26 protein-coding genes and 2 pseudogenes are annotated in these 24237 nt (G+C 53.3%); 7 read left to right on the forward strand and 21 right to left on the reverse strand.

From position 1 onward, the window contains the following. Nucleotides 1-3: 3 nt before the first annotated feature. The 15 genes and pseudogenes from rplJ to fkpA all read right to left on the reverse strand — a co-directional run bounded on the left by rplJ (nt 4) and on the right by fkpA (nt 10939). Nucleotides 4-501 carry a 50S ribosomal protein L10 gene (gene rplJ, locus C3432_RS20025; RefSeq protein ID WP_004097644.1) on the reverse strand — a complete coding sequence of 166 codons (498 nt, stop codon included), beginning with the start codon at nt 499-501 and terminating at the stop codon, nt 4-6. A 414-nt stretch (nt 502-915) separates the two neighbouring features. Continuing rightward, on the reverse strand, nt 916-1620 hold the full coding sequence (rplA, locus tag C3432_RS20035; RefSeq protein WP_044185940.1) for a 50S ribosomal protein L1: 705 nt from the start codon (nt 1618-1620) through the stop codon (nt 916-918). Between the two features lie 3 nt (nt 1621-1623). After that, on the reverse strand, nt 1624-2052 hold the full coding sequence (rplK, locus tag C3432_RS20040; protein ID WP_006688357.1) for a 50S ribosomal protein L11: 429 nt from the start codon (nt 2050-2052) through the stop codon (nt 1624-1626). Nucleotides 2053-2209: 157 nt separating this feature from the next. Further along, nucleotides 2210-2755, reverse strand: a complete 546-nt coding sequence (nusG, locus tag C3432_RS20045) for a transcription termination/antitermination protein NusG (RefSeq protein ID WP_003862341.1) — start codon at nt 2753-2755, stop codon at nt 2210-2212. Nucleotide 2756: 1 nt separating this feature from the next. Next, nucleotides 2757-3140: a preprotein translocase subunit SecE gene (secE, locus tag C3432_RS20050; protein WP_103778311.1), complete on the reverse strand. Its 384-nt coding sequence runs from the start codon at nt 3138-3140 to the stop codon at nt 2757-2759. 223 nt (nt 3141-3363) lie between these two features. Next, a pseudogene (gene tuf, locus C3432_RS20055) lies at nt 3364-4467 on the reverse strand (elongation factor Tu); the annotation flags it as partial. After that, the gene (locus C3432_RS20060) at nt 4464-4847 is read right to left on the reverse strand and encodes a GTP-binding protein (RefSeq protein WP_103772090.1); all 384 of its coding nucleotides are present in this window, start codon (nt 4845-4847) and stop codon (nt 4464-4466) included. The pseudogene tuf and the gene C3432_RS20060, both read right to left, overlap by 4 nt. 69 nt (nt 4848-4916) lie before the next feature. Next, complete coding sequence (gene fusA / locus C3432_RS20065; protein ID WP_103778312.1) at nt 4917-7031, reverse strand: elongation factor G; 2115 nt, start codon at nt 7029-7031, stop codon at nt 4917-4919. Nucleotides 7032-7127: 96 nt separating this feature from the next. Continuing rightward, the gene (gene rpsG, locus C3432_RS20070) at nt 7128-7598 is read right to left on the reverse strand and encodes a 30S ribosomal protein S7 (protein ID WP_042322792.1); all 471 of its coding nucleotides are present in this window, start codon (nt 7596-7598) and stop codon (nt 7128-7130) included. A 96-nt stretch (nt 7599-7694) separates the two neighbouring features. Beyond that, complete coding sequence (gene rpsL / locus C3432_RS20075) at nt 7695-8069, reverse strand: 30S ribosomal protein S12 (RefSeq protein ID WP_000246815.1); 375 nt, start codon at nt 8067-8069, stop codon at nt 7695-7697. 125 nt (nt 8070-8194) lie between these two features. Beyond that, nucleotides 8195-8482, reverse strand: a complete 288-nt coding sequence (tusB, locus tag C3432_RS20080; protein ID WP_103778313.1) for a sulfurtransferase complex subunit TusB — start codon at nt 8480-8482, stop codon at nt 8195-8197. A gap of 7 nt (nt 8483-8489) precedes the next feature. Continuing rightward, a complete protein-coding gene (gene tusC, locus C3432_RS20085) occupies nt 8490-8849 on the reverse strand; it encodes a sulfurtransferase complex subunit TusC (RefSeq protein WP_103778314.1) in 360 nt (119 codons plus the stop codon). Further along, on the reverse strand, nt 8849-9235 hold the full coding sequence (gene tusD / locus C3432_RS20090; RefSeq protein ID WP_103778315.1) for a sulfurtransferase complex subunit TusD: 387 nt from the start codon (nt 9233-9235) through the stop codon (nt 8849-8851). Before tusD ends, tusC begins: the two co-directional genes overlap by 1 nt. Beyond that, a complete protein-coding gene (locus tag C3432_RS20095; protein ID WP_103778316.1) occupies nt 9235-9957 on the reverse strand; it encodes a helix-turn-helix transcriptional regulator in 723 nt (240 codons plus the stop codon). Before C3432_RS20095 ends, tusD begins: the two co-directional genes overlap by 1 nt. Before the next feature lie 163 nt (nt 9958-10120). After that, on the reverse strand, nt 10121-10939 hold the full coding sequence (gene fkpA, locus C3432_RS20100; protein ID WP_103778317.1) for an FKBP-type peptidyl-prolyl cis-trans isomerase: 819 nt from the start codon (nt 10937-10939) through the stop codon (nt 10121-10123). A gap of 221 nt (nt 10940-11160) precedes the next feature. Between fkpA and C3432_RS20105 the strand changes: the two genes are divergently transcribed. Then, entirely contained in the window at nt 11161-11379 is a 219-nt protein-coding gene (locus C3432_RS20105) for a protein SlyX (protein WP_103778318.1), read from the forward strand. A gap of 250 nt (nt 11380-11629) precedes the next feature. On the opposite strand, the gene slyD is transcribed toward C3432_RS20105, so the two are convergent. From slyD to kefG, 4 genes are all read right to left on the reverse strand, one after another. Then, nucleotides 11630-12220 carry a peptidylprolyl isomerase gene (gene slyD, locus C3432_RS20110; protein WP_103778319.1) on the reverse strand — a complete coding sequence of 197 codons (591 nt, stop codon included), beginning with the start codon at nt 12218-12220 and terminating at the stop codon, nt 11630-11632. Between the two features lie 94 nt (nt 12221-12314). Beyond that, nucleotides 12315-12515, reverse strand: coding sequence for a YheV family putative zinc ribbon protein (locus C3432_RS20115; protein ID WP_103778320.1), 201 nt, complete (start codon nt 12513-12515; stop codon nt 12315-12317). A gap of 10 nt (nt 12516-12525) precedes the next feature. Then, nucleotides 12526-14331, reverse strand: coding sequence for a glutathione-regulated potassium-efflux system protein KefB (gene kefB / locus C3432_RS20120; protein WP_103778321.1), 1806 nt, complete (start codon nt 14329-14331; stop codon nt 12526-12528). Continuing rightward, nucleotides 14331-14882: a glutathione-regulated potassium-efflux system ancillary protein KefG gene (gene kefG / locus C3432_RS20125; RefSeq protein ID WP_146050952.1), complete on the reverse strand. Its 552-nt coding sequence runs from the start codon at nt 14880-14882 to the stop codon at nt 14331-14333. The genes kefB and kefG overlap by 1 nt, the downstream gene beginning before the upstream one ends. Before the next feature lie 212 nt (nt 14883-15094). Here kefG and C3432_RS20130 point away from each other — a divergent pair, with 212 nt between their 5' ends. From C3432_RS20130 to C3432_RS20150, 4 genes and pseudogenes are all read left to right on the forward strand, one after another. Continuing rightward, nucleotides 15095-16996: an ABC transporter ATP-binding protein gene (locus C3432_RS20130; protein ID WP_103778323.1), complete on the forward strand. Its 1902-nt coding sequence runs from the start codon at nt 15095-15097 to the stop codon at nt 16994-16996. 170 nt (nt 16997-17166) lie between these two features. Beyond that, a pseudogene (locus C3432_RS20140) lies at nt 17167-18229 on the forward strand (hydrolase). Nucleotides 18230-18231: 2 nt separating this feature from the next. Further along, nucleotides 18232-18450, forward strand: a complete 219-nt coding sequence (locus C3432_RS20145; protein WP_103778326.1) for a YheU family protein — start codon at nt 18232-18234, stop codon at nt 18448-18450. A 12-nt stretch (nt 18451-18462) separates the two neighbouring features. Next, nucleotides 18463-19332 carry a phosphoribulokinase gene (locus tag C3432_RS20150; RefSeq protein ID WP_103778327.1) on the forward strand — a complete coding sequence of 290 codons (870 nt, stop codon included), beginning with the start codon at nt 18463-18465 and terminating at the stop codon, nt 19330-19332. 93 nt (nt 19333-19425) lie between these two features. Here C3432_RS20150 and C3432_RS20155 read toward each other — a convergent pair whose 3' ends face one another. Continuing rightward, a complete protein-coding gene (locus C3432_RS20155; RefSeq protein WP_103778328.1) occupies nt 19426-19833 on the reverse strand; it encodes an OsmC family protein in 408 nt (135 codons plus the stop codon). A 309-nt stretch (nt 19834-20142) separates the two neighbouring features. Between C3432_RS20155 and crp the strand changes: the two genes are divergently transcribed. Beyond that, on the forward strand, nt 20143-20775 hold the full coding sequence (crp, locus tag C3432_RS20170) for a cAMP-activated global transcriptional regulator CRP (RefSeq protein ID WP_000242758.1): 633 nt from the start codon (nt 20143-20145) through the stop codon (nt 20773-20775). Nucleotides 20776-20826: 51 nt separating this feature from the next. Next, on the forward strand, nt 20827-22914 hold the full coding sequence (locus tag C3432_RS20175; protein ID WP_103778329.1) for a YccS/YhfK family putative transporter: 2088 nt from the start codon (nt 20827-20829) through the stop codon (nt 22912-22914). A 36-nt stretch (nt 22915-22950) separates the two neighbouring features. Here the strand turns inward: C3432_RS20175 and argD are convergent, their stop codons facing one another. Continuing rightward, nucleotides 22951-24168, reverse strand: coding sequence for a bifunctional acetylornithine/succinyldiaminopimelate transaminase (gene argD / locus C3432_RS20180; RefSeq protein WP_103778330.1), 1218 nt, complete (start codon nt 24166-24168; stop codon nt 22951-22953). Nucleotides 24169-24237 lie beyond the last annotated feature (69 nt).

Here is a 24237-nt window from a genome sequence, read left to right on the forward strand (position 1 = left end):
CGATTAAGCAGCTTCTTTCGCATCGCGTACAGCAGCCAGAGTACGAACCAGTTTGCCAGCCGAAGCTTCTTTCATGGTTGCCATCAGGCGTGCAATTGCTTCTTCGTAGGTCGGCAGAGTTGCCAGGCGGTCGATCTGCGACGCCGGGATCAGCTCACCTTCAAAGGCAGCGGCTTTGACCTCAAATTTTGCATTCGCTTTCGCGAACTCTTTGAACAGACGAGCAGCAGCGCCCGGGTGTTCCATAGAGTATGCAATCAGGGTCGGACCAACAAACGTGTCTTTCAGGCACTCGAACGGAGTACCTTCAACGACGCGACGCAGCAGGGTGTTACGAACAACACGCATGTATACGCCAGCTTCACGACCTGCTTTACGCAGTTCAGTCATTTTATCTACAGTCACGCCACGGGAATCCGCAACTACTGCAGACAGCGCACCTTTGGCTACTTCGCTGACTTCAGCAACAATCGCTTGTTTGTCTTGAAGATTTAAAGCCATTAGCTTTGCTCCTGGATGTTTGCCAGAGCTCATGCTCTGGAACTCACTTCACTCTCTCCAACGAGAAGAGCGTCATAATACGGTGAGCAGAAACAAGCCAGAGTATAAAAAATAATCTTAGCGTTCTGTCACCGTCTACGCAGGGCATTAAGTTTCTTACGAAACACCTGCGGTCTTCGACGGAGGCCTGGATAGGCCAGGCTCCAACGAACAAATTCTTTCTATTTGTCGCTATTCCGTCCGTAGCCGGCGCTAGTATCCCTGGTTCACACCGTTCGCATAGTTATCTATGCTCCTGGCGATTCACACGGTTGCTGCCTTGCCACAACCTGAATATCTCGAATAGAGATCTGCTATTTGCAGAATCGTGGGGGTAGAATTGTAGACAAAACCACCGCCCACGTAAAGCTAATCTTAGTTCGCGGAAGCGCTCAGACCAGCTTGATCAACGGCAACGCCAGCACCCATGGTGGTGGAGATGCTAACTTTCTTGATGTACACGCCTTTCGCCTGAGTCGGTTTTGCTTTTTTCAGCGCAACCAGCAGAGCTTCCAGGTTTTCTTTCAATTTGTCAGCGTCGAAATCCACTTTACCGATGGTGGTGTGGATGATGCCGTTTTTGTCGTTACGATAACGAACCTGACCTGCTTTAGCGTTCTTAACCGCTTCAGCAACGTTCGGCGTTACAGTACCGACTTTCGGGTTTGGCATCAGGCCACGTGGACCCAGAACCTGGCCCAGCTGGCCAACAACGCGCATTGCATCCGGGGAAGCAATAACAACGTCAAAGTTCATCTCGCCTTTTTTGATCTGGTCAGCCAGATCTTCCATACCTACCAGTTCAGCGCCAGCAGCTTTCGCAGCTTCAGCGTTTGCACCCTGGGTAAATACAGCTACGCGAACAGAACGGCCAGTACCGTGCGGCAGTACAGTTGCACCACGTACGTTCTGGTCAGATTTACGCGCATCAATGCCGAGGTTAACGGCAACGTCTACGCTTTCTACGAACTTAGCGGTAGCCAGTTCTTTCAGCAGAGAGATAGCTTCATTGATGTCGTACTGTTTGGTCGCATCAACTTTCTCACGGATCACACGCATGCGCTTGGTCAGTTTAGCCATTTCTTAATCCTCCACTACCAGGCCCATGGAACGTGCAGTACCTTCAATGGAGCGAGTCATCGCTTCAATGTCGGCACCAGTCATGTCGGCAGCTTTGGTCTGCGCGATTTCCTGCAGCTGAGCGCGGGAAATTTTACCTACTTTGTCTTTGTTCGGCTTGCCGGAACCAGACTTGATACCAGCCGCTTTTTTCAGCAGAACTGCTGCTGGCGGAGTTTTGGTAACGAAGGTGAAAGAACGGTCAGCATAAACAGTGATAACAACCGGGATTGGCAGACCTTTTTCCATAGAATCCGTTTTAGCGTTGAACGCTTTGCAGAATTCCATGATGTTAACGCCCTGCTGACCCAGTGCTGGACCAACCGGCGGACTCGGGTTTGCCATACCAGCTGCAACCTGCAGCTTGACATAGGCTTGTACTTTCTTAGCCATTCTTAAAATCCTCAGATTGGGTTATAGCGCCTTTATACAAGGCTCCCCGTGATAAATATCGTTTTATGGGCCAGGCCCATAAAAACAAAAGGCGCGAAATTGTAGTCCAATCTCACGCCTTGTGCAACGATTAAATCGCCGCTTTTTTGATCGGCCTTTAGGCTTTTTCTACCTGGGCAAAGTCCAGTTCTACCGGAGTCGCGCGACCGAAGATAGAAACAGAAACTTTCAGGCGAGACTTCTCGTAATCGACTTCTTCGACCACACCATTAAAGTCAGCAAACGGACCGTCGTTAACGCGGACCATCTCACCGGGTTCAAACAGCGTTTTCGGACGCGGCTTATCACCCACCTGTTGCAGACGGTTCATGATCGCATCAACTTCTTTATCGCTGATTGGCGCTGGGCGATCGGAAGTACCACCGATGAAGCCCATCACACGCGGTACGCTGCGCACCAGGTGCCAGCTCGCGTCATTCATAACCATCTGGACCAGTACATAGCCTGGGAAGAATTTGCGTTCGCTTTTGCGACGCTGGCCGCCACGGATTTCGACCACTTCTTCGGTCGGCACCATGACTTCACCAAACAACTCTTCCATGTTGTGTAATTTGATATGCTCGCGCAGCGACGTTGCTACGCGGCCTTCAAAACCGGAAAACGCCTGAACGACGTACCAGCGCTTTTTAGGAGCTTCAGACATCTCAGAACCTCAGGCCAGTGATAAAGGATACCAGGCGAACCAGAATACCATCCAGTCCCCACAGGATCAGTGACATTACTGCGGTAACCGCAGCCACAATCAGCGTGGTGTGCAACGTTTCCTGGCGAGTCGGCCAAATGACCTTACGGACTTCGGTACGCGCTTCACGGGCAAAAGCAACGGTTGCTTTACCTTTTGTCGTCAACAGCGCGACACCACCCGCTGCAGCAATCAGAATTACTACGGCCAGCGCACGCAGCGGCAGCATCATGTCACGATAAAGGTAGTTGCCCACGATTGCCACGATCAGCAATGCGGCAACAATCACCCACTTCATCGCTTCCAGGCCGCGCCCGCTCCCTTGAGCTTCGGTATTCGCACTCATAAACCAACCTGTCAGAAGTATTCTACAAACATTTTCACCCCGCGTGTGCGAGGCAATCCAAACCGAAAATTATGTTTCGGACTAAACGCCCTCTGCAGAGCCTGTCTCAGCAATGATTATGACAAAAAAAATCACTGATGAGCCAGGTTCTGATGTGAAAGCGTGCAAAAAGGGCATCAAATGATGCCCTTTTATTGCGCATTGCGTCAAATGTTATCAGCAATTAGCTCATTACTTTAGCAACAACGCCCGCGCCAACGGTACGGCCGCCTTCACGGATTGCGAAACGCAGACCGTCGTCCATCGCGATCGGGTGGATCAGGGTAACAACCATTTTGATGTTGTCGCCCGGCATTACCATCTCTACGCCTTCCGGCAGTTCGATGGTGCCAGTCACGTCAGTTGTACGGAAGTAGAACTGCGGACGGTAGCCTTTGAAGAACGGAGTATGACGGCCGCCTTCATCTTTGGACAGGATATAAACTTCAGATTCGAATTTRGTGTGCGGCTTGATGGAACCCGGCTTAGCCAGTACCTGACCACGTTCGATTTCTTCACGTTTGATACCACGCAGCAGAACACCCACGTTCTCACCAGCACGGCCTTCGTCCAGCAGTTTGCGGAACATTTCAACGCCAGTACAGGTAGACTTCGCAGTCTCTTTGATACCAACGATTTCAACTTCTTCGCCCACTTTGATGATACCGCGCTCTACACGACCGGTAACAACGGTACCACGACCAGAGATGGAGAATACGTCTTCGATCGGCAGCAGGAACGGCTTGTCAATCGCACGCTCTGGTTCCGGGATGTAAGAATCCAGGAAGCCAGCCAGTTCGATGATTTTCGCTTCCCACTCTGCTTCGCCTTCCAGCGCTTTCAGAGCAGAACCACGAACGATCGGGGTGTCGTCGCCCGGGAAATCGTACTGAGACAGAAGTTCACGCACTTCCATTTCAACCAGTTCCAGCAGCTCTTCGTCATCAACCATGTCACATTTGTTCAGGAACACGATGATGTACGGAACGCCTACCTGACGACCCAGCAGGATGTGCTCACGAGTCTGCGGCATCGGGCCGTCAGTCGCAGCAACAACCAGGATCGCGCCATCCATCTGCGCAGCACCGGTGATCATGTTTTTAACATAGTCGGCGTGGCCCGGGCAGTCTACGTGTGCGTAGTGGCGAGTCGGGGTGTCGTATTCAACGTGAGATGTGTTGATGGTGATACCACGAGCTTTTTCTTCCGGCGCGTTATCGATCTGATCGAATGCGCGAGCAGCACCACCGTAGGTTTTAGCCAGAACGGTAGTGATTGCAGCGGTCAGNCTACCTGACGACCCAGCAGGATGTGCTCACGAGTCTGCGGCATCGGGCCGTCAGTCGCAGCAACAACCAGGATCGCGCCATCCATCTGCGCAGCACCGGTGATCATGTTTTTAACATAGTCGGCGTGGCCCGGGCAGTCTACGTGTGCGTAGTGGCGAGTCGGGGTGTCGTATTCAACGTGAGATGTGTTGATGGTGATACCACGAGCTTTTTCTTCCGGCGCGTTATCGATCTGATCGAATGCGCGAGCAGCACCACCGTAGGTTTTAGCCAGAACGGTAGTGATTGCAGCGGTCAGGGTAGTTTTACCATGGTCAACGTGGCCGATAGTGCCGACGTTAACGTGCGGTTTTGTACGTTCAAATTTTTCTTTAGACACGGCTATATTCCTTACTATAGTGCTCTCCCCTCTGGAGAGAGCACGGGACTTAGGTTTTAATCCTGTGGATTATTTACCACGGGCTTCAATAACGGCCTGAGCAACGTTGTTCGGTGCATCATCATATTTCAGGAATTCCATCGTGTATGATGCGCGACCTTTGGTCAGAGAACGCAGCTGAGTTGCATATCCGAACATTTCAGACAGCGGTACTTCAGCGTGGATCTTAACGCCAGTAACTTCAGATTCCTGACCGCGCAGCATACCGCGACGACGGCTCAAGTCACCGATTACGTCACCGGTGTTCTCTTCCGGCGTTTCTACCTCAACCTTCATGATTGGCTCAAGCAGAACAGGTTTTGCTTTCTTAAAGCCATCTTTAAAGGCGATAGACGCAGCCAGTTTAAACGCCAGTTCAGAGGAGTCAACGTCGTGATAAGAACCGAAGTGCAGACGCACACCGAGATCAACCACAGGGTAACCCGCCAGCGGACCAGCTTTAAGCTGTTCCTGGATGCCTTTATCAACGGCCGGGATGTATTCACCAGGGATTACACCACCTTTGATATCGTTGACAAACTCGTAGCCTTTCGGGTTGGAACCCGGCTCCAGCGGGTACATGTCGATAACAACATGACCGTACTGACCGCGACCACCAGACTGCTTGGCGTGTTTACCTTCGATATCGGTAACTTTCGCGCGAATCGCTTCACGGTAAGCAACCTGAGGTTTACCGACGTTCGCTTCAACGTTGAATTCACGCTTCATACGGTCAACGATGATGTCGAGGTGCAGCTCACCCATACCGGCGATAATGGTCTGGTTAGATTCTTCGTCAGTCCATACGCGGAAAGACGGGTCTTCTTTAGCCAGACGGCCCAGAGCCAGACCCATTTTTTCCTGGTCAGCTTTGGTCTTCGGTTCTACTGCGATGGAGATTACCGGCTCAGGGAATTCCATACGCTCCAGAATGATCGGCGCATCCGGATCACACAGGGTGTCACCCGTAGTTACGTCTTTCAGGCCGATAGCAGCAGCGATGTCGCCCGCGCGAACTTCTTTGATCTCTTCACGTTTGTTAGCGTGCATCTGAACGATACGACCGAAACGCTCACGTGCAGTTTTCACGGAGTTCAGTACGGTATCACCAGAGTTAACCACACCAGAGTACACGCGGAAGAAGGTCAGGTTACCCACGAACGGGTCGGTAGCAATTTTGAATGCCAGTGCAGAGAAAGGCTCTTCATCGCTAGCGTGACGCTCAGCCGGAGTATCTTTACCGTCGTCCAGAATGCCGTTGATCGCAGGTACGTCAACCGGGGATGGCAGGTAATCAATTACCGCATCCAGCATCGCCTGAACACCTTTGTTCTTAAATGCAGAACCACAGGTTACCAGGATGATTTCGTTGTTCAGAACGCGCTGACGCAGAGCTTTTTTGATCTCTTCTTCAGTCAGTTCTTCACCACCCAGGTATTTCTCCATCAGCTCTTCAGAAGCTTCTGCAGCGGATTCGATCAGGTTCTGGTGCCATTCTTCAGCCAGTTCCTGCATGTCAGCCGGGATATCTTCGTATTCGAAGGTTACGCCCTGATCTGCATCGTTCCAGTTGATGGCTTTCATTTTCACCAGGTCGATAACACCGGTGAACGCTTCTTCAGCGCCAATTGCCAGCTGCAGCGGAACCGGGTTCGCGCCCAGACGGGATTTGATCTGACCAACAACTTTCAGGAAGTTCGCACCCATGCGGTCCATTTTGTTAACGAACGCAATGCGCGGAACTTTATATTTGTTTGCCTGACGCCATACGGTTTCAGACTGCGGCTGAACACCACCAACTGCGCAGTAAACCATTACCGCACCATCAAGAACACGCATGGAACGTTCTACTTCGATAGTGAAGTCAACGTGCCCTGGGGTGTCAATGATGTTTACGCGATGCGGCTCATACTGCTTAGCCATACCAGACCAGAATGCAGTAGTCGCTGCGGAAGTGATAGTAATACCACGTTCCTGCTCCTGCTCCATCCAGTCCATGGTAGCTGCGCCGTCATGAACTTCACCGATTTTATGGTTTACACCGGTGTAGAACAGAATACGTTCGGTAGTAGTGGTTTTACCGGCGTCGATGTGCGCACTGATACCGATGTTACGATAGCGTGCGATGGGTGTTGTACGAGCCATTTGATTCCTCGTTTATCTTTTAGGCGTTCAATTTAAGTAGCCCAAAGCGGGCTGCTTACTGGAAGCGCCCGCCTGGTGACTAAAATTCCGAAGGGATTACCAACGGTAGTGTGCGAACGCCTTGTTGGCTTCGGCCATACGGTGAACGTCTTCACGTTTCTTAACTGCAGTACCTTTGTTGTCTGCAGCATCAGAGAGTTCGTTCGCCAGGCGCAGAGCCATGGATTTATCACCGCGTTTACGAGCAGCTTCAACGATCCAACGCATTGCCAGAGCATTACGACGAACCGGACGGACTTCAACTGGTACCTGATAAGTAGAACCACCAACGCGGCGAGACTTAACTTCGACAGTCGGGCGCACGTTTTCGAGAGCTACTTCGAAAGCTTCCAGTTCAGATTTACCAGAACGCTGAGCCAGGGTCTCCAGCGCGCTGTATACGATAGTTTCGGCAGTAGATTTTTTACCATCTACCATCAGGATATTTACAAATTTAGCCAGCAGTTCTGATCCGAACTTCGGATCCGGCAGAATTTTACGCTGACCAATGACGCGACGACGTGGCATGGAAATACTCCGTTGTTAATTCAGGATTGTCCAAAACTCTACGAGTTTAGTTTGACATTTAAGTTAAAACGTTTGGCCTTACTTAACGGAGAACCATTAAGCCTTAGGACGCTTCACGCCATACTTGGAGCGAGCTTGCTTACGGTCTTTAACGCCGGAGCAGTCAAGCGCACCGCGCACGGTGTGGTAACGAACACCCGGGAGGTCTTTTACACGACCGCCACGGATCAGGATCACGGAGTGCTCCTGCAGGTTGTGACCTTCACCACCGATGTAGGAAGTCACTTCAAAACCGTTAGTCAGACGAACACGGCATACTTTACGCAGCGCGGAGTTCGGTTTTTTAGGAGTGGTGGTATATACACGAGTACATACGCCACGTTTTTGCGGGCATGCTTCCAGCGCAGGCACGTTGCTTTTTGCAACTTTGCGCGCGCGTGGTTTGCGTACCAGCTGGTTAACTGTTGCCATTAAATAGCTCCTGGTTTTAGCTTTTGCTTCGTAAACACGTAATAAATCGACCTCACACAATATGAGGACGCCGAATTTTAGGGCGGTGTCGAAAAGGTGTCAAGAAATATACAACGATCCCGCCGTCACCAGGCCATCTGGCTGGTGTGCTTAACCGCAAGTCTGACGAAGTCAGTATAGCCAACCCTGACGACACTGTCTGAAATTTGACCACTCAAACCGCGAGCTTCAATGTCTTCTTTCAGTGCGTATACGGTTATGGGGGCGTTGTGCAGACTTTCAAGGAAACGGCTGCCTTCTAATGCGGCGGTCACGCCATCCTGTAGCAAGAGAAGCTCATCCCCTTCTTCCACCAGACGCAGAAGTGAAGTGAGATCGGTAAACCACGCAGAGCGATGTAACGTATGCAGCATAAACGCCTCAGAATCTCAGTATGACATCGAAATTGCCCAGTTCACGGCGTAGCGCCTGAGGTTCAAGCGGTGTGGCATCAACCACAAAGTTCGTTTCTTTTCCAAGACCACGTTCACGCAATGAGTCGGCACAGAGCCAGCACTGCTCGATGTCATACAGTCCCAGCAATTTGAAGGTGGCAATATAATCACGCGCCAGAACCACATCCGGCTTTTGCCCCGGCAGAATCTGGAAGACGCCGTCGCCAATAAAGAAGACGCCGAGATTATCCGTTAACGCAGAGGTCGCCAGAAGTGCATCCAGACCTTCACGGCCCGATGCGCTACCGTGTGGCGCAGTGGAAAAAACAAAGGCAATGCGTTTCATCAGAACTGTACCACGCGATCGCAGGTCAGAGACGCTTCTGCCAGCGCACCAAGTCCGCTTAATGTAAAACCGGGCTGAAGATTGGCTGATGCCAGCCCCAGCCTGCCCGCTTCGGTTTCATCAACGATACCGCGTCGAAGCGCCGCCGCTACGCAAATGTTCAACGCCACGCCGTACTGCGCGTTCAGTTCTTGCCAGGCTCGCACCAGGTCAAATTCATCACTGGCCGGGGAGGTCAGTTGGTTGGCGTTGTACACCCCTTCCCGATAGAAGAAGACGCTGCACAGCTCATGTCCCTCTGCCAGCAGAGCGTGAGCAAACTGCAAAGCGCTGCTCGCCTGTTGGGTACCATAAGCCGGGCCGGTAACCATAATGGCAAAACGCATTACTTATCTTGCCCCTGGAAGTCACCGCTTTTGAACTGGCGAATATAGAGGTAAACGGTATGCTTGGAGATGTTAAGACGGTCAGCTACCTGATTGATCGCATCTTTAATATCGAAGATACCTTTCTCGTACAAATTCAGAACGATCTGACGGTTCTTGGCGTTATTGGAAACGTTACGATCGGCATTCACTTCTTCAATCGTGAACTCCAGCGTCTGGGTGACCAGGTCTTCAACTGAGGAAGCAAAGTTTACCGCAGAACCCACTTCCGGTGTTTCCGGCGGAATAAAGGTGTTCATAATCTGCGAGAACGGTACATCTAGGTTCATGTTGATACACAGCAGACCAATCACGCGATGCTCACGATTGCGAATAGCAATGGTTACTGACTTCATCAGGACGCCGCTTTTGGCACGAGTGAAGTAGCACTTCGACACGCTGCTGTCTGCACCGGTCATATCATGCAGCATTCTCAGCGCAAGGTCGGTAATTGGCGAACCAATTTGACGGCCCGTATGTTCACCGTTAGCAATGCGAATGGCCGAGCATTTTAAATCCTGCAAAGAGTGCAATACGATTTCACAATGAGAACCAATGAGCATCGCTAACCCGTCCACCACCGCTTCGTAGGATTTCAGAATATCAAAGTCGGTTTGATCGAAAGGACGTTGATCCAGTAAATCAAGCTCACTGGTTTCATTGGTTAAAAGCGACCTGGACATGAAAAAAAACACTCCTTTTCAGGAGCCTGTCGTTATGTTCTCAGGGCAGGCTCATATTTACGCGGATAACTAAACTAATACAGCGGAGGTTCCGCTTTCCAGTTAATTATATCCGGCCTGCAATAAAAAAACCGCCGCCATATCAGGCGGCGGTTCTCAGTTTTTATTTTTTAGCAGCATCAGCTGCTTTAGCATCAGCTTCTGCTGGCGCGGCGGCATCCGCCTTCGGTGCCGGTTTAATGTCCAGCAGCTCTACGTCGAATACCAGCGTGGAGTTAGCCGGGATCCCCGGAACGCCAGTTTTGCCATAAGCCAGATCCGGCGGGATAACCAGTTGGATCTTACCGCCTTTCTTGATGTTCTTCAGGCCTTCAGTCCAGCCAGGGATCACGCCATCCAGACGGAAGGAGAGCGGTTCACCACGGGTGTAAGAGTTATCAAACTCTTTACCGTCGATAAGCGTACCTTTGTAGTTCACCACGACGGTATCGCTGTCTTTCGGCGCTTCACCCGTACCGGCTTTCTCTACTTTGTAGAGCAGGCCAGTAGAAGAGGTTTTAACATCTTTCTCTTTCGCAAACTTAGTGCGGTACTCTTTGCCTTTGGCTTCGTTGTCCGCTGCGTCTTTTTCCATCTTCGCCTGAGCAGAAGCCTTCACGCGAGCTTCAAATGCCTGAAGAGTCTGTTCGATTTCCTGGTCAGACAGTTTGCTCTTATCCGCAAACGCATCCTGCACACCGGCGATCAGCTGATCTTTATCCAGTTTGATTCCCAGTTTTTCCTGCTCTTTCAGGGAATTTTCCATGTAACGACCCAGTGATGCGCCCAACGCGTAAGCAGATTTCTGGTCGTCATTTTTGAACGCGGCTTTGCTGTTTTCGGTAGCAGCCGGTTTCGCAGCGTCAGCAGCGAAGGTGATCGGAGCGTGCAGCGCAACGGCCATTGTGGTCGCCAGCAGCGTAGCTTTAAACAGTGATTTCATCCATATCTCCAGGGCCGGGGCATCTCGCCCCAGGGTTAACTTACTTAAGAAGCGTACTATAAAGCGTTGTAGAACAAATCAACATACGGACACGCCCTATTATCACCCCTTTTCAGACTCTTTTTGTTTAAATAAGTTTCTACGCGGGCAAATGAAGGCTGTGCAACCCGATAAAGTTAAGTAGAATCCGCCGCGACCAGAGACAATCAATGAGGTGAATCATGCAGGATACAACGATGGAAGCTCGCCTGGCTGAACTGGAAAGTCGCCTGGCCTTCCAGGAGATAACCATTGAGGAGCTCAACGTGACCGTGACCGCCCACGAAATGGAAATGGCGAAGCTGCGCGATCATCTGCGTTTGCTGACGGAGAAACTGAAAGCCAGCCAGCCGTCGAATATCGCCTCACAGGCTGAAGAGACGCCACCGCCTCATTATTGAGACGTAAAAAAAGCGGGTTTTGCCCGCTTTTTTTGTACCCGGTAGTTTACCGGGCCAACAGATACCCTATGGATTTCAAGTCACAGCAAGGCGGAAAGCTTGAGCAATCCCCGGGAGCATAGGTAACTAAACCCGTCATACTTCAGGTTGCAGGTGCGTTGGCTTTCCTGCAACCCGAATGATTTAGGGTCTATGTGACAGGGGGTCGAAAACGCAGCCAACGCCACTGTAGCTTGAAAAACGACGGGTATTAGTGGCAGCCGCAGCCGCCGTTGCCTTTACCGCCACAGCAACCTTCGCCGCCGTGCTCGTGACCGTGGTCATGGCCGTGACCGCCGCAGCAACCATCATGGTCATGATCGTGGTCGTGACCGTGCGCACCGTGAACGTGACCGTGAGCCAGTTCTTCTTCGGTTGCTTCACGAATCGCCACAACTTCCACGTTGAATTTCAGATTCTGACCAGCCAGCATGTGGTTGCCGTCAACCACAACGTGATCGTCTTCCACTTCGGTAATTTCTACCGGTACCGGACCCTGGTCAGTTTCGGCCAGGAAACGCATGCCGACCTGCAGTTCGTCAACGCCCATGAAAACGTCTTTAGGAACGCGCTGCACCAGGTTTTCGTCATACTGACCGTAAGCGTCATTCGCGCCTACAGCAACATCAAATTTGTCGCCAACTTCATGACCGTCCAACGCTGTTTCCAGGCCAGAGATCAGGGAACCGTGACCATGCAGGTAGTCCAGCGGCGCACTCACCGGAGACTCATCAACCAACACACCGTCTTCTGTACGTACCTGATAGGCCAGGCTGACCACCAGGTCTTTTGCTACTTTCATGATATCTCCTGAGCATGGGAAGAATAGTGGCGCAGATTGTAGCGGAATTCTGCACCCGTGTACCCACTAGCTTAAAAAAACCTGCGGCATATCGCTAGTCCGGATGAAAAATCCCGATCACTTGTTCTTCCTTACGAACATGCTCGCGGACCTCTTTATCGGCTTCGCGCATCTGGTGACCACACTTAACGCATTCAACAATATCGACATTATTCTCACGCCACATCGCCATCGAATCCTGCGTCTGGCAGGCCGGGCATTTTGCCCCTGCAATAAAACGTTTACGGATTGCCATCTCTTACCCCCTACTCGAATTCGTCCCAACCATCCAGCTGTCGTCGTTCCTGCTGCATTTCGCGTTGGAAAATCTCTTCCAGCTCGCGCCTCGCTTCCCGGGCGCGAGAAATTTGCACCGTGTCGGTATGTACCGGAATCAGCTCCCGCAGCATGCGCATATCCAGACGCCGGAAATGCAGCTGGGCCCGCTGGGCCTGATGCGGATGCATCCCCAACGACACCAGCGTTTTGCGTCCCAGCTCCAGCGCGCTGGAGAAAGTCTCACGGGAAAACTGCGTCACCCCGGCCTGTAACAGCTCATGCGCCTCCACACGTCCGCGCGCTCGCGCAAGAATATGCAGGTGAGGAAAGTGTTGCTGACACAGCTCCACCAGCTTCATGGTATCTTCCGGCTCATTACAGGTGATGACGATAGACTCCGCCGCTTCCGCACCTGCTGAACGAAGCAGATCCACCTGTGTCGCATCGCCGTAATAGACCTTATAGCCATATTTACGCATCAGGTTAACGGCGCTGATATCGCGCTCCAGCACGGTGATGCGCATTTTATTTGCCATCAGCAGGCGACCAATCACCTGGCCAAAGCGTCCGAACCCCACCACGATAACCTGTGGTTTATCATCGTCCACCCAGGGCTTTTCGTCTTCTTCATCCGGGCCGTTAAATCTGCGGGAAAGCCACTTATCAACCAGCTTCATGAGCAGCGGCGTGGTCATCATCGACAGCGTAACGGTCACCAACAGCAGCGCCATCTGGTCGCCCTGAAACAAGCGCTGGGAGGAGGCGGTAGAAAAAAGCACAAAGGCAAACTCCCCTCCCTGGCTTAGCACCCCGGCAAACTGCATACGCTCGGAGCTTCTCACGCCGTACAGTCGCGCCAGCAGGTAGAGAACCAGTGCTTTCACCGCGACCAGCATAAAAACGCTGGCGACAACCCACAGTAGATGGGTATAGAGCACGCCCAGGTTTAGCGACATCCCGACGGAAATAAAGAACAGGCCGAGCAGGAGCCCTTTAAACGGGTCAATCGCGGTTTCCAGCTCATGGCGGTACTCGCTCTCCGCCAGCAGCACCCCGGCGATAAATGTGCCAAGCGCCATCGACAGCCCCAGTGCATCCATAAATAGCGCCGATCCCAACACCAGCAGCAGCGTGGCGGCGGTAAACACTTCACGCACCCCGGAATCGGCAATAAAGCGAAACACCGGACGCAGCAAGAAACGACCGCCAATCAGCATGCCGGCAAAAGCCAGCACCTTCATCCCGATTTTCATCCAGTCAAAATGTTCGTCAGCCGAACCGGCTAATAACGGCACCAGCGCCAGCGCCGGGATCACCGCAAGATCCTGGAACAGCAGCACTGAAAAACCAAGCTGTCCCGATTCGCTACGGTTCATCCCTTTTTCCCGCATCAGCTGGAGTGCCATCGCCGTCGACGACATCGCCAGGCCGATCCCACCGACGATTGCAGCCTGCCAGGAAAAGTGAGTGAGCATCAACAAACCGGCCAGCACCGCGGCACTCAGTAGCACCTGCGCGGCCCCAACGCCAAATATAGAACGCCGTAGTTGCCAGAGCTTGGAAGGATTAAGCTCCAGCCCAATGATGAACATCAGAAAGACCACGCCCAGCTCGGAGAAATGGAGGATTTCATCAACATCGCTGATAAAGCCCAGCCCCCACGGACCAATGGCGATCCCCGCCAGCAGATAACCTAAAACGGCGCCAATACCCAGCCGCGATGCCAGTGGCACCGCAGCAACCGCCGCGAAGAGAAACAGCACCCCCGCTAATAACAAATCAGAACCTTCCATCAGCGGCCTCCCACAGCAACTGGATTTGCCAGCCACTCACCATACGCTTTGGCATGGCTCGCCAGCGCGGGCTTACTTTGTCGCCTGGCCCAGTAAACGATGATTGGGCTCATCCAATGCATCCGACACATACCGGCCGTCAGCTCAAACGGTCGCAGAACGTCGCTCATCGGATAACGGTTCAACGCATCATGGCGATACGCACTCTCCGGCTCGCCCGTGGTGATCACGCTGCGCCAGTATTTTCCCGCAAGCTGGTTTCCTCCGGGGCCGCTGGCGAAACCGCGACTCAGCACGCGGTCGAGCCACTCTTTAAGCAGGGCCGGACAGCTGTAGGTATACAGCGGATGCTGAAACACAATCACCTCGTGTTCGCGCAGCAGCGCCTGCTCATGGGCGATGTCGATAAAAAAATCAGGATAGTGCGCGTAGAGATCGTGCACCGTTACATTGCTGAGCTGCGTGGCCGGTTTAAGCAGTACCCGATTGGCAACCGAGTCCTGAGATTCCGGATGGGCATACAGCAGCAGAACTTTTGCTGGCTGAGACATCATCCCCCTCCCGGTTTTGTACTTTGTATATAGACACTTTATCCTTCAGTCTGCCTCTGCGTTGGCGGCGTTACTCGCGCCTCCCTGATGCAGCTTGAATGATTTTGTGTATAGCTGTTGTTTTGAGCTACCATTGCGCCCAGCGCGGCAGAATGCCCGCATACTACATTATCATAATGATAAATTAACATAGTCAAAACATACGGCGCCTTATGATTGTTTTCTCCTCGTTACAAATTCGTCGCGGCGTACGCGTCCTGCTGGACAATGCCACTGCCACCATTAACCCGGGTCAGAAGGTCGGTCTGGTGGGTAAAAATGGCTGTGGTAAATCTACCCTGTTGGCATTGCTGAAAAATGAAATCAGCGCCGACGGCGGCAATTTCACTTTTCCGGGCAGCTGGCAGCTGGCGTGGGTGAATCAGGAAACGCCCGCACTACCTCAGCCGGCGCTGGAGTACGTCATTGACGGAGACCGCGAATATCGTCAACTGGAAGCCCAGTTGAACGATGCCAACGAACGTAACGACGGACATGCCATCGCAACCGTGCACGGCAAGCTGGATGCTATCGACGCGTGGACCGTACGTTCGCGTGCCGCCAGCCTGCTGCACGGACTTGGTTTTAGTAACGAACAGCTGGAACGTCCGGTCAGCGACTTCTCCGGTGGCTGGCGAATGCGTCTGAACCTCGCCCAGGCGCTGATTTGCCGTTCCGATCTGCTGCTGCTCGATGAACCGACCAACCACCTCGATCTCGATGCGGTTATCTGGCTGGAAAAGTGGCTGAAGAGCTATCAGGGCACGCTGATTCTGATTTCACACGACCGTGACTTCCTCGATCCGGTGGTGGATAAAATCATTCATATCGAACAGCAGAACCTGTTCGAGTACACCGGTAACTACAGTTCATTTGAGGTACAGCGCGCCACCCGTCTGGCCCAACAGCAGGCGATGTATGAAAGCCAACAGGAGCGCGTGGCGCATCTGCAAAGCTACATCGACCGTTTTCGTGCAAAGGCGACGAAAGCGAAGCAGGCGCAAAGCCGTATCAAGATGCTGGAACGCATGGAGCTTATCGCTCCAGCTCACGTTGATAACCCGTTCCGCTTCAGCTTCCGTGCGCCGGAAAGCCTGCCTAACCCACTGCTGAAGATGGAGAAGGTCAGCGCCGGATATGGCGATCGCATCATTCTGGATTCCATCAAGCTGAACCTGGTACCCGGCTCACGCATTGGCCTGCTGGGGCGTAATGGTGCAGGTAAATCGACCTTGATCAAACTGCTGGCGGGTGAACTTAATCCTGTGAGCGGTGAAATGGGTCTGGCGAAAGGGATCAAGCTGGGTTACTTCGCTCAGCACCAGCTGGAGTTTTTACGTGCAGATGAATCGCCAGTCCAGCATCTGGCTCGACTGGCCCCACAGGAGCCGGAGCAGAAACTGCGTGATTATCTCGGCGGTTTTGGCTTCCAGGGGGATAAGGTCAGCGAAGAGACCCGTCGTTTCTCCGGGGGTGAGAAGGCGCGTCTGGTGCTGGCGCTGATCGTCTGGCAGCGTCCAAACCTGCTGCTGCTTGATGAACCGACCAACCACCTTGACCTCGACATGCGTCAGGCGTTGACCGAGGCGCTCATCGAATTTGAAGGTGCGCTGGTTGTCGTCTCGCACGATCGTCACCTGTTACGTTCTACCACCGACGACCTTTATCTGGTTCACGATCGTAAGGTCGAACCGTTTGATGGCGATCTGGAAGATTATCAGCAATGGCTGAGCGACGTGCAGAAGCAGGAAAGCCAGCCTGATGACACGCCAAAAGAGAATGCCAACAGCGCGCAGGCGCGTAAAGATCAAAAGCGTCGGGAGGCAGAGCTACGCACGCAAACTCAGCCGCTGCGTAAAGAGATTGCTCGTCTTGAAAAAGAGATGGAGAAGCTCAACGTACAGTTAGCGCAGGCAGAAGAGAAGCTGGGCGACAGTGAACTGTATGACCAGAGCCGTAAAGCCGAGCTGACGGAATGTTTGCAGCAGCAGGCCAGCGCCAAATCCGGGCTGGAAGAGTGCGAAATGGCCTGGCTGGAAGCACAGGAACAGCTCGAGCAGATGCTGGCTGACTAAGAGCCTGGTCCATCAGGGCTATTTTGAACCTGGGCAGTGCTCGAAATCCTCACGTACTCCGTGTCCGTTCCGGTTTCTCTGCGCTGTCCGTGTTCAGATTGCCTGCGACAATAACGCCTGGTGGCCAGGCTCTAAGCGCAAAATGACATATTGGCTAACCTGCGGCCCTTATGCGCGGTATAGTTATGCTTTCCGATTCTTAATTGCTCTGGTGCTATGGTTGAAATCACCCCAACAGAAATGACCCCGCCCGCTGATGATTCGCGTGAGTTCCACCCAATGCGCTGGATCAGCAATCGCCATCTGCAAACGATGCTTCCACGTTTGCTCCGTCGTAAAGTGAAGTTCGATGCTCACTGGCAGCGGCTGGAACTGCCCGACGGCGACTTTGTCGACCTGGCATGGAGTGAAGAACCACACCAGGCGAAACATAAACCGCGACTGGTGGTTTTTCACGGTCTCGAAGGCAGCCTGAACAGCCCCTACGCGCATGGGTTGATCGAGGCGGCGAAAAAACGTGGCTGGCTGGGCGTGGTGATGCATTTTCGCGGCTGTAGCGGCGAACCGAACCGACTGAATCGAATTTACCACTCCGGCGAAACGGAGGACGGCAGCTGGTTTTTACACTGGCTGGCGCGTGAATTCGGCCACGTTCCGACCGCTGCGGTTGGCTATTCCCTCGGCGGGAATATGCTGGCATGTCTGCTGGCCAAAGAGGGGAAAAATATCCCGATTGATGCTGCGGTGATTGTTTCAGCCCCTTTTGTACTTGAAGCGTGCAGCGACCACATGGACAGAGGCTTTTCCCGCGTTTATCAGCGCTACCTGCTCAATCTGCTGAAAGCCAATGCCTCACGTAAACTGGCGGCCTACCCGGGTTCACTGCCGGTCAGTTTGGCACAGTTGAAATCGATGCGTCGTATTCGCGAGTTTGATGACCTGATCACCGCCAAAATTCATGGCTTTGCCGATGCCATTGACTATTATCGTCAGTGCAGCGCGATGCCGCTACTGAGTCAGATAGCCAAACCGACGCTGATCATCCACGCAAAGGACGATCCGTTTATGGATCACCACGTGATCCCCGAAGCCAAAGAGTTACCACCACAGGTGGAATACCAGTTAACCGAGCATGGCGGACACGTCGGGTTTATCGGCGGCACGCTGCGACGCCCGGAAATGTGGCTGGAATCGCGTATTCCCGACTGGCTGACAACGTACCTGGAGGCGTAATCATGATGCTCCCCTGGCAAGATCTCTCCCCCGAGACGCTGGACAATTTGATTGAAAGCTTTGTGTTGCGCGAAGGCACCGATTATGGTGAACATGAGCGTACCCTTGAGCAAAAAGTCGCCGACGTCAAACGCCAGTTACAAACGGGTGAGGCCGTACTGGTGTGGTCTGAACTGCATGAGACGGTGAATATTATGCCGCGCGCTCAATTTCGTGAATAAACAGGAGTGGTTATGTCTGCCAAACATCCGGTGATTGCGGTAACAGGATCCAGCGGCGCGGGGACCACCACCACCAGCCTCGCGTTTCGTAAAATTTTTGCGCAGTTAAATCTGCGCGCTGCCGAGGTGGAAGGCGACAGTTTTCATCGTTACACACGTCCGGAAATGGATATGGCGATTCGCAAAGCGCGTGACGCCGGGCGGCATATCAGCTATTTCGGCCCCGAGGCCAATGACTTCGGCCTGCTGGAACAAACCTTTATCGAATACGGCCAGACCGGCAAAGGCCAGTCGCGCAAGTATCTGCATACTTACGATGAAGCTGTGCCGTGGAATCAGGTTCCGGGCACGTTTACTCCGTGGCAACCGCTGCCGGAACCAACAGATATCTTATTCTACGAAGGGCTACACGGCGGTGTCGTCACCCCGCAGCACAGCGTTGCACGGCATGTCGATCTGCTGGTCGGCGTAGTGCCTATCGTTAACCTGGAGTGGATCCAGAAACTGATCCGTGACACCGGCGAGCGCGGTCACTCCCGCGAAGCGGTGATGGACTCCGTGGTTCGGTCGATGGATGATTATATTAACTTTATCACGCCACAGTTCTCCCGCACCCATATTAACTTCCAGCGCGTGCCAACCGTCGACACCTCAAATCCCTTTGCCGCAAAGGGGATTCCCTCACTGGATGAGAGCTTTGTGGTGATTCATTTGCGCAATCTGGAAGGAATCGATTTCCCCTGGCTACTGGCGATGCTGCAAGGTTCATTCATTTCTCACATCAATACGTTAGTGGTGCCGGGCGGCAAAATGGGTCTGGCGATGGAATTGATTATGCTGCCGCTGGTCCAGCGACTGATGGAAGGCAAAAAGATAGAGTAGGGTGTTATTTTGCCGGATGGCGGCCGATGCCTTATCCGGCCTACGTGTTTATATCCTGTAGGCCTGATCAGTGAAACGCCATCAGGCATGACATCACGAAGCAGCAACCACTTCATAGGAGTGGGTAATGTTCACCGCCTTTTCCAGCATCAGCGCCACGGAGCAATATTTTTCCGCAGAGAGATCGACTGCGCGCGAAACGGACGCATCTTTCAGATCGTTACCCGTGACGATGAAATGCAGATTGATATGGGTGAACAGGCGTGGAGCCTCTTCACGGCGTTCTGAGGTCAGCTTGACTTCGCAGTTCGTGACATCCTGGCGACCTTTCTGCAGGATAGAAACCACATCGATTGCGCTACAGCCGCCAGCGGCCATCAGCACCATCTCCATTGGACTCGGCGCTTTGTCACCGGAGTTACCATCCATCAAAACCTGGTGGCCGGAAGCAGACTCCCCCAGAAAGGTTAACCCTTCAACCCACTTAACACGTGCTTGCATATTTTATTACTCCGATGCATCAATTTTCCTGACAGATTACGCGCGCACAACAAATCTCGCAACGGAAGGCGACCTGCGTCATGCTGAAGCGAGACACCAGGAGACACACGGCGAAAGCTATGCTAAAACAGTCAGGATGCTACAGTAATACATTGACGTACTGCATGTATGCAGAGGACATCACATTACAGGCCGTCGCACTTTTTTGACAGCCCCCTTCCCAGGTAGCGGGAAGCACATTTTTGCAACCCCCAGAGACAGCATCGTTATCTGGCTCTGGAGACAGCTTATAACAGAGGATAACCGCGCATGGTGCTTGGCAAACCGCAAACAGACCCGACTCTTGAATGGTTCTTGTCTCATTGCCACATTCATAAGTACCCATCGAAGAGCACGCTGATTCACCAGGGTGAAAAAGCGGAAACGTTGTATTACATCGTTAAAGGCTCAGTGGCCGTGCTGATCAAAGATGAGGAAGGGAAAGAAATGATCCTTTCTTATCTGAACCAGGGCGATTTTATTGGTGAACTGGGCCTGTTTGAAGAAGGCCAGGAACGTAGCGCCTGGGTGCGTGCTAAAACAGCATGTGAAGTGGCTGAGATTTCCTACAAAAAATTTCGCCAATTAATTCAGGTGAACCCGGATATTTTGATGCGCCTGTCTTCCCAGATGGCTCGTCGTCTGCAAGTAACTTCCGAGAAAGTCGGCAATCTGGCTTTCCTCGATGTAACAGGTCGTATCGCCCAGACACTGCTGAACCTGGCGAAACAACCCGATGCGATGACTCACCCGGACGGCATGCAAATCAAGATTACCCGCCAGGAAATTGGCCAGATCGTTGGATGCTCCCGCGAGACCGTTGGTCGTATTCTGAAGATGCTGGAAGATCAAAACCTGATCTCCGCTCACGGTAAGACCATCGTCGTCTACGGCACACGTTAACCCCGTCGGAATGGCGCGTTACGGAGTAGCGCGCCCTTTTTGTTGTATCCGATGTGGCGCAGACTGATTTATCATCCAGAGATTAACTACGCACTACGACAAACGCTGGTGCTGTGTTTACCCGTGGGCGTCGGCCTGATAATTGGTCAGCTACACCTGGGGTTGCTCTTCTCGCTCGTTCCCGCCTGCTGTAACATTGCCGGACTTGATACGCCGCATAAGCGTTTTTTCAAACGCCTGATGACTGGCGCGTCGCTGTTTGCCGGATGCAGCCTGATAATGCAGTTGCTGCTGGCGCAAGCCATCCCCCTGCCGTTCATCCTGACCGGGTTAACGTTAATCCTCGGCGTCACCGCGGAACTAAGCTCTCTCCACGCTCGCCTGCTGCCAGCCTCTCTGATTGCCGCGATTTTCACACTCAGCCTGGCCGGGAATATGCCCGTCTGGGAACCGCTGCTAATCTACGCGCTCGGCACGTTATGGTACGGGCTTTTCAACTGGTTCTGGTTTTGGCTGTGGCGCGAACAGCCGTTGCGGGAATCTCTCAGTCTGCTGTATCGCGAGCTGGCCGATTACTGCGAGGCCAAATACAGCCTGCTGACCCAGCATATCGTTCCGGAAAAAGCGCTGCCGCCGCTACTGGCGCGCCAGCAAAAAGCGGTGGATCTGATCACCCAATGCTATCAGCAGATGCACATGCTTTCAGCACATCGCAATAACGATTACAAACGCATGCTGCGTGCTTTTCAGGAAGCATTAGATCTCCAGGAACATATCTCCGTCAGCCTGCACCAGCCAGAAGAGGTGCAAAAACTGGTTGAACGCAGCCACGCGGAACAGGTGATTCGCTGGAATGCCCAGACCGTCGCCGCCCGACTGCGGGTGCTGGCGGATGACATTCTGTACCACCGGTTGCCAACGCGCTTTTCGATGCAAAAACAGACTGGCGCGCTGGAGAAGATTGCCAGTCAGCATCCGGATAATCCGGTAGGTCAGTTTTGTTACTGGCACTTTAGCCGCATTGCCCGCGTGTTACGCACCCAGCGACCGCTCTACGCCCGCGATCTGATGGCCGATAAGCAGAAGCGCTTACCGCTGTTCCCGGCCCTGAAAAACTATCTTTCATTTAAATCTCCGGCGTTACGCAATGCCGGACGCATCAGCGTGATGCTGAGTATCGCCAGTCTGATGGGCAGCGCGTTACACCTGCCCAAACCTTACTGGATCCTCATGACGGTGCTGTTTGTCACCCAAAACGGTTACGGTGCCACCCGTGTGCGGATCCTTCACCGGTCGGCCGGTACGCTGGCGGGTCTGGTGATAGCCGGCGTGACGCTGCACTTCCATATTCCGGAAGGGTATACCCTGGCGCTGATGCTGCTTGTCACTCTGGTGAGCTATCTGATTATCCGCAAAAACTACGGCTGGGCGACGGTTGGCTTTACGGTCACCGCCGTGTATACCCTGCAACTGCTGACGCTGGATGGCGAGCAGTACATTGTGCCGCGGTTTATCGATACGGTGATTGGCTGCCTCATCGCCTTCGGCGGTACGGTTTGGCTCTGGCCGCAATGGCAAAGCGGTTTATTGCGAAAGAATGCCCACGACGCGCTGGAGGCCGATCAGGAAGCCATTCGTCTGATCCTCAGCAACGATCCGCAGGCCACTCCGCTGGCGTATCAGCGAATGCGGGTCAACCAGGCGCATAACACGTTGTTTAACTCGCTGAATCAGGCGATGCAGGAACCCGGATTTAATAACCATTATCTGGAAGATATGAAACTGTGGGTCACGCACAGCCAGTTTATCGTTGAGCATATCAACTCAATGACCACCATGGCGCGGGAACATACGATGCTGACGCCAGACCTGGCGCAGCGCTATCTGCAATCCTGTGAAATCGCGATCCAGCGCTGTCAGCAGCGGCTGGAGTACGACGGGCCGGGCGGCTCTGGCGATGTGAACATTCTGGAGTCGCCGGAGATGCTGTCTCACGGCCCGCTTAGTGCCCTGGAACAGCATCTGCAACGCATCCTGGGGCATCTGAACACGATGCATACCATCTCTTCCGTGGCATGGCGTCAGCGACCGCACCACGGGATCTGGCTCAGCCGCCGGTTGCGGGATACGAAAGGTTAAGATCGATTGCCGGATAAGCGTAACGCCTTCCGGCATTTACCCCGCGACTTTCGCTACCGCCTGGGCGAAGCGCTGCATGCCTTCGTCAATATCGGCCTCTTCCACCACCAGCGACGGGGCGAAGCGCATCACATCCGGACCTGCATTGAGCACCATCACGCCTTCGTGTGCGCCCGCGTAAAGGAAATCCCGCGCCCGGCCTTTGTATTGCGGCTTCAGCTCCGCGCCAATCAACAGGCCCATGCCGCGAACATCACTGAAAATGTCGAACTGCTCATCAATCTTCTGCAAATGTTGCACAAATAGCTGCCGTTTGGCCTGAATCCCTTCCAGCACTTCCGGCGTGTTGATGATGTCGAACGCCGCGCCAGCAACCGCGCAGGCCAGCGGGTTACCGCCGTAGGTTGAGCCGTGGGAGCCTACGTGAAACGCGGAGGCAATTTCCTGGGTTGTCAGCATCGCGCTCACCGGGAAGCCACCGCCCAGCGCTTTAGCGCTGGTGAGAATATCGGGCGTTACACCATAGTGCATATAGGCAAACAGGTCACCGGTGCGGCCCATCCCGCACTGCACTTCATCGAACACCAGCAGCGCCTGATGCCGATCGCAGAGTTCGCGCAAGCCCTGCAGGAACTCCGGCGTTGCGGCAGTAACGCCGCCTTCCCCCTGGATCGGCTCAACCACCACCGCGCAGGTATGATCGTCCATCACCGCTTTCACCGCGTGCAAATCGTTAAACGGCACATGGATAATGTCCGCTGGTTTTGGTCCAAAACCGTCGGAATATTTAGGCTGACCGCCGACAGAGACAGTGAATAGCGAACGACCGTGGAAGGCGTTATGAAAAGCAATGATTTTGGTTTTGAACGGGCTATGGCGCACGCAGGCATAGTGACGTGCCAGTTTGAAGGCGGTCTCGTTCGCTTCGGTACCTGAGTTCATAAACAGTACGCGTTCGGCAAAGGTGGCGTCGATAAGTTTACGTCCCAGACGCAGGGCCGGCTCGTTGGTGAAGACGTTACTGGTATGCCACAGGGTTTCACCTTGGCTTTTCAGCGCCCCGACCAGCGCCGGATGGCAGTGGCCTAACGCTGTCACCGCAATGCCGCCCGCGAAATCAATGTATTCCTTGCCCTGCTGATCCCAGACCCGGCTTCCTCTGCCCTTTACCGGGATAAATTCTGCTGGTGCATAAACCGGCAGGATCACTTCGTCGAAAGTCGCGCGCGTAATTGCAGTTTGTTCAGTTGCCATCTTATGCCCACCCAGCCATATGAAATTTCAGTCATAAAATATGCATAAAAAATCACTGAATGGCAACCA

This window comes from Citrobacter amalonaticus, assembly GCF_002918555.1.
GTDB lineage: Bacteria > Pseudomonadota > Gammaproteobacteria > Enterobacterales > Enterobacteriaceae > Citrobacter_C > Citrobacter_C amalonaticus_A.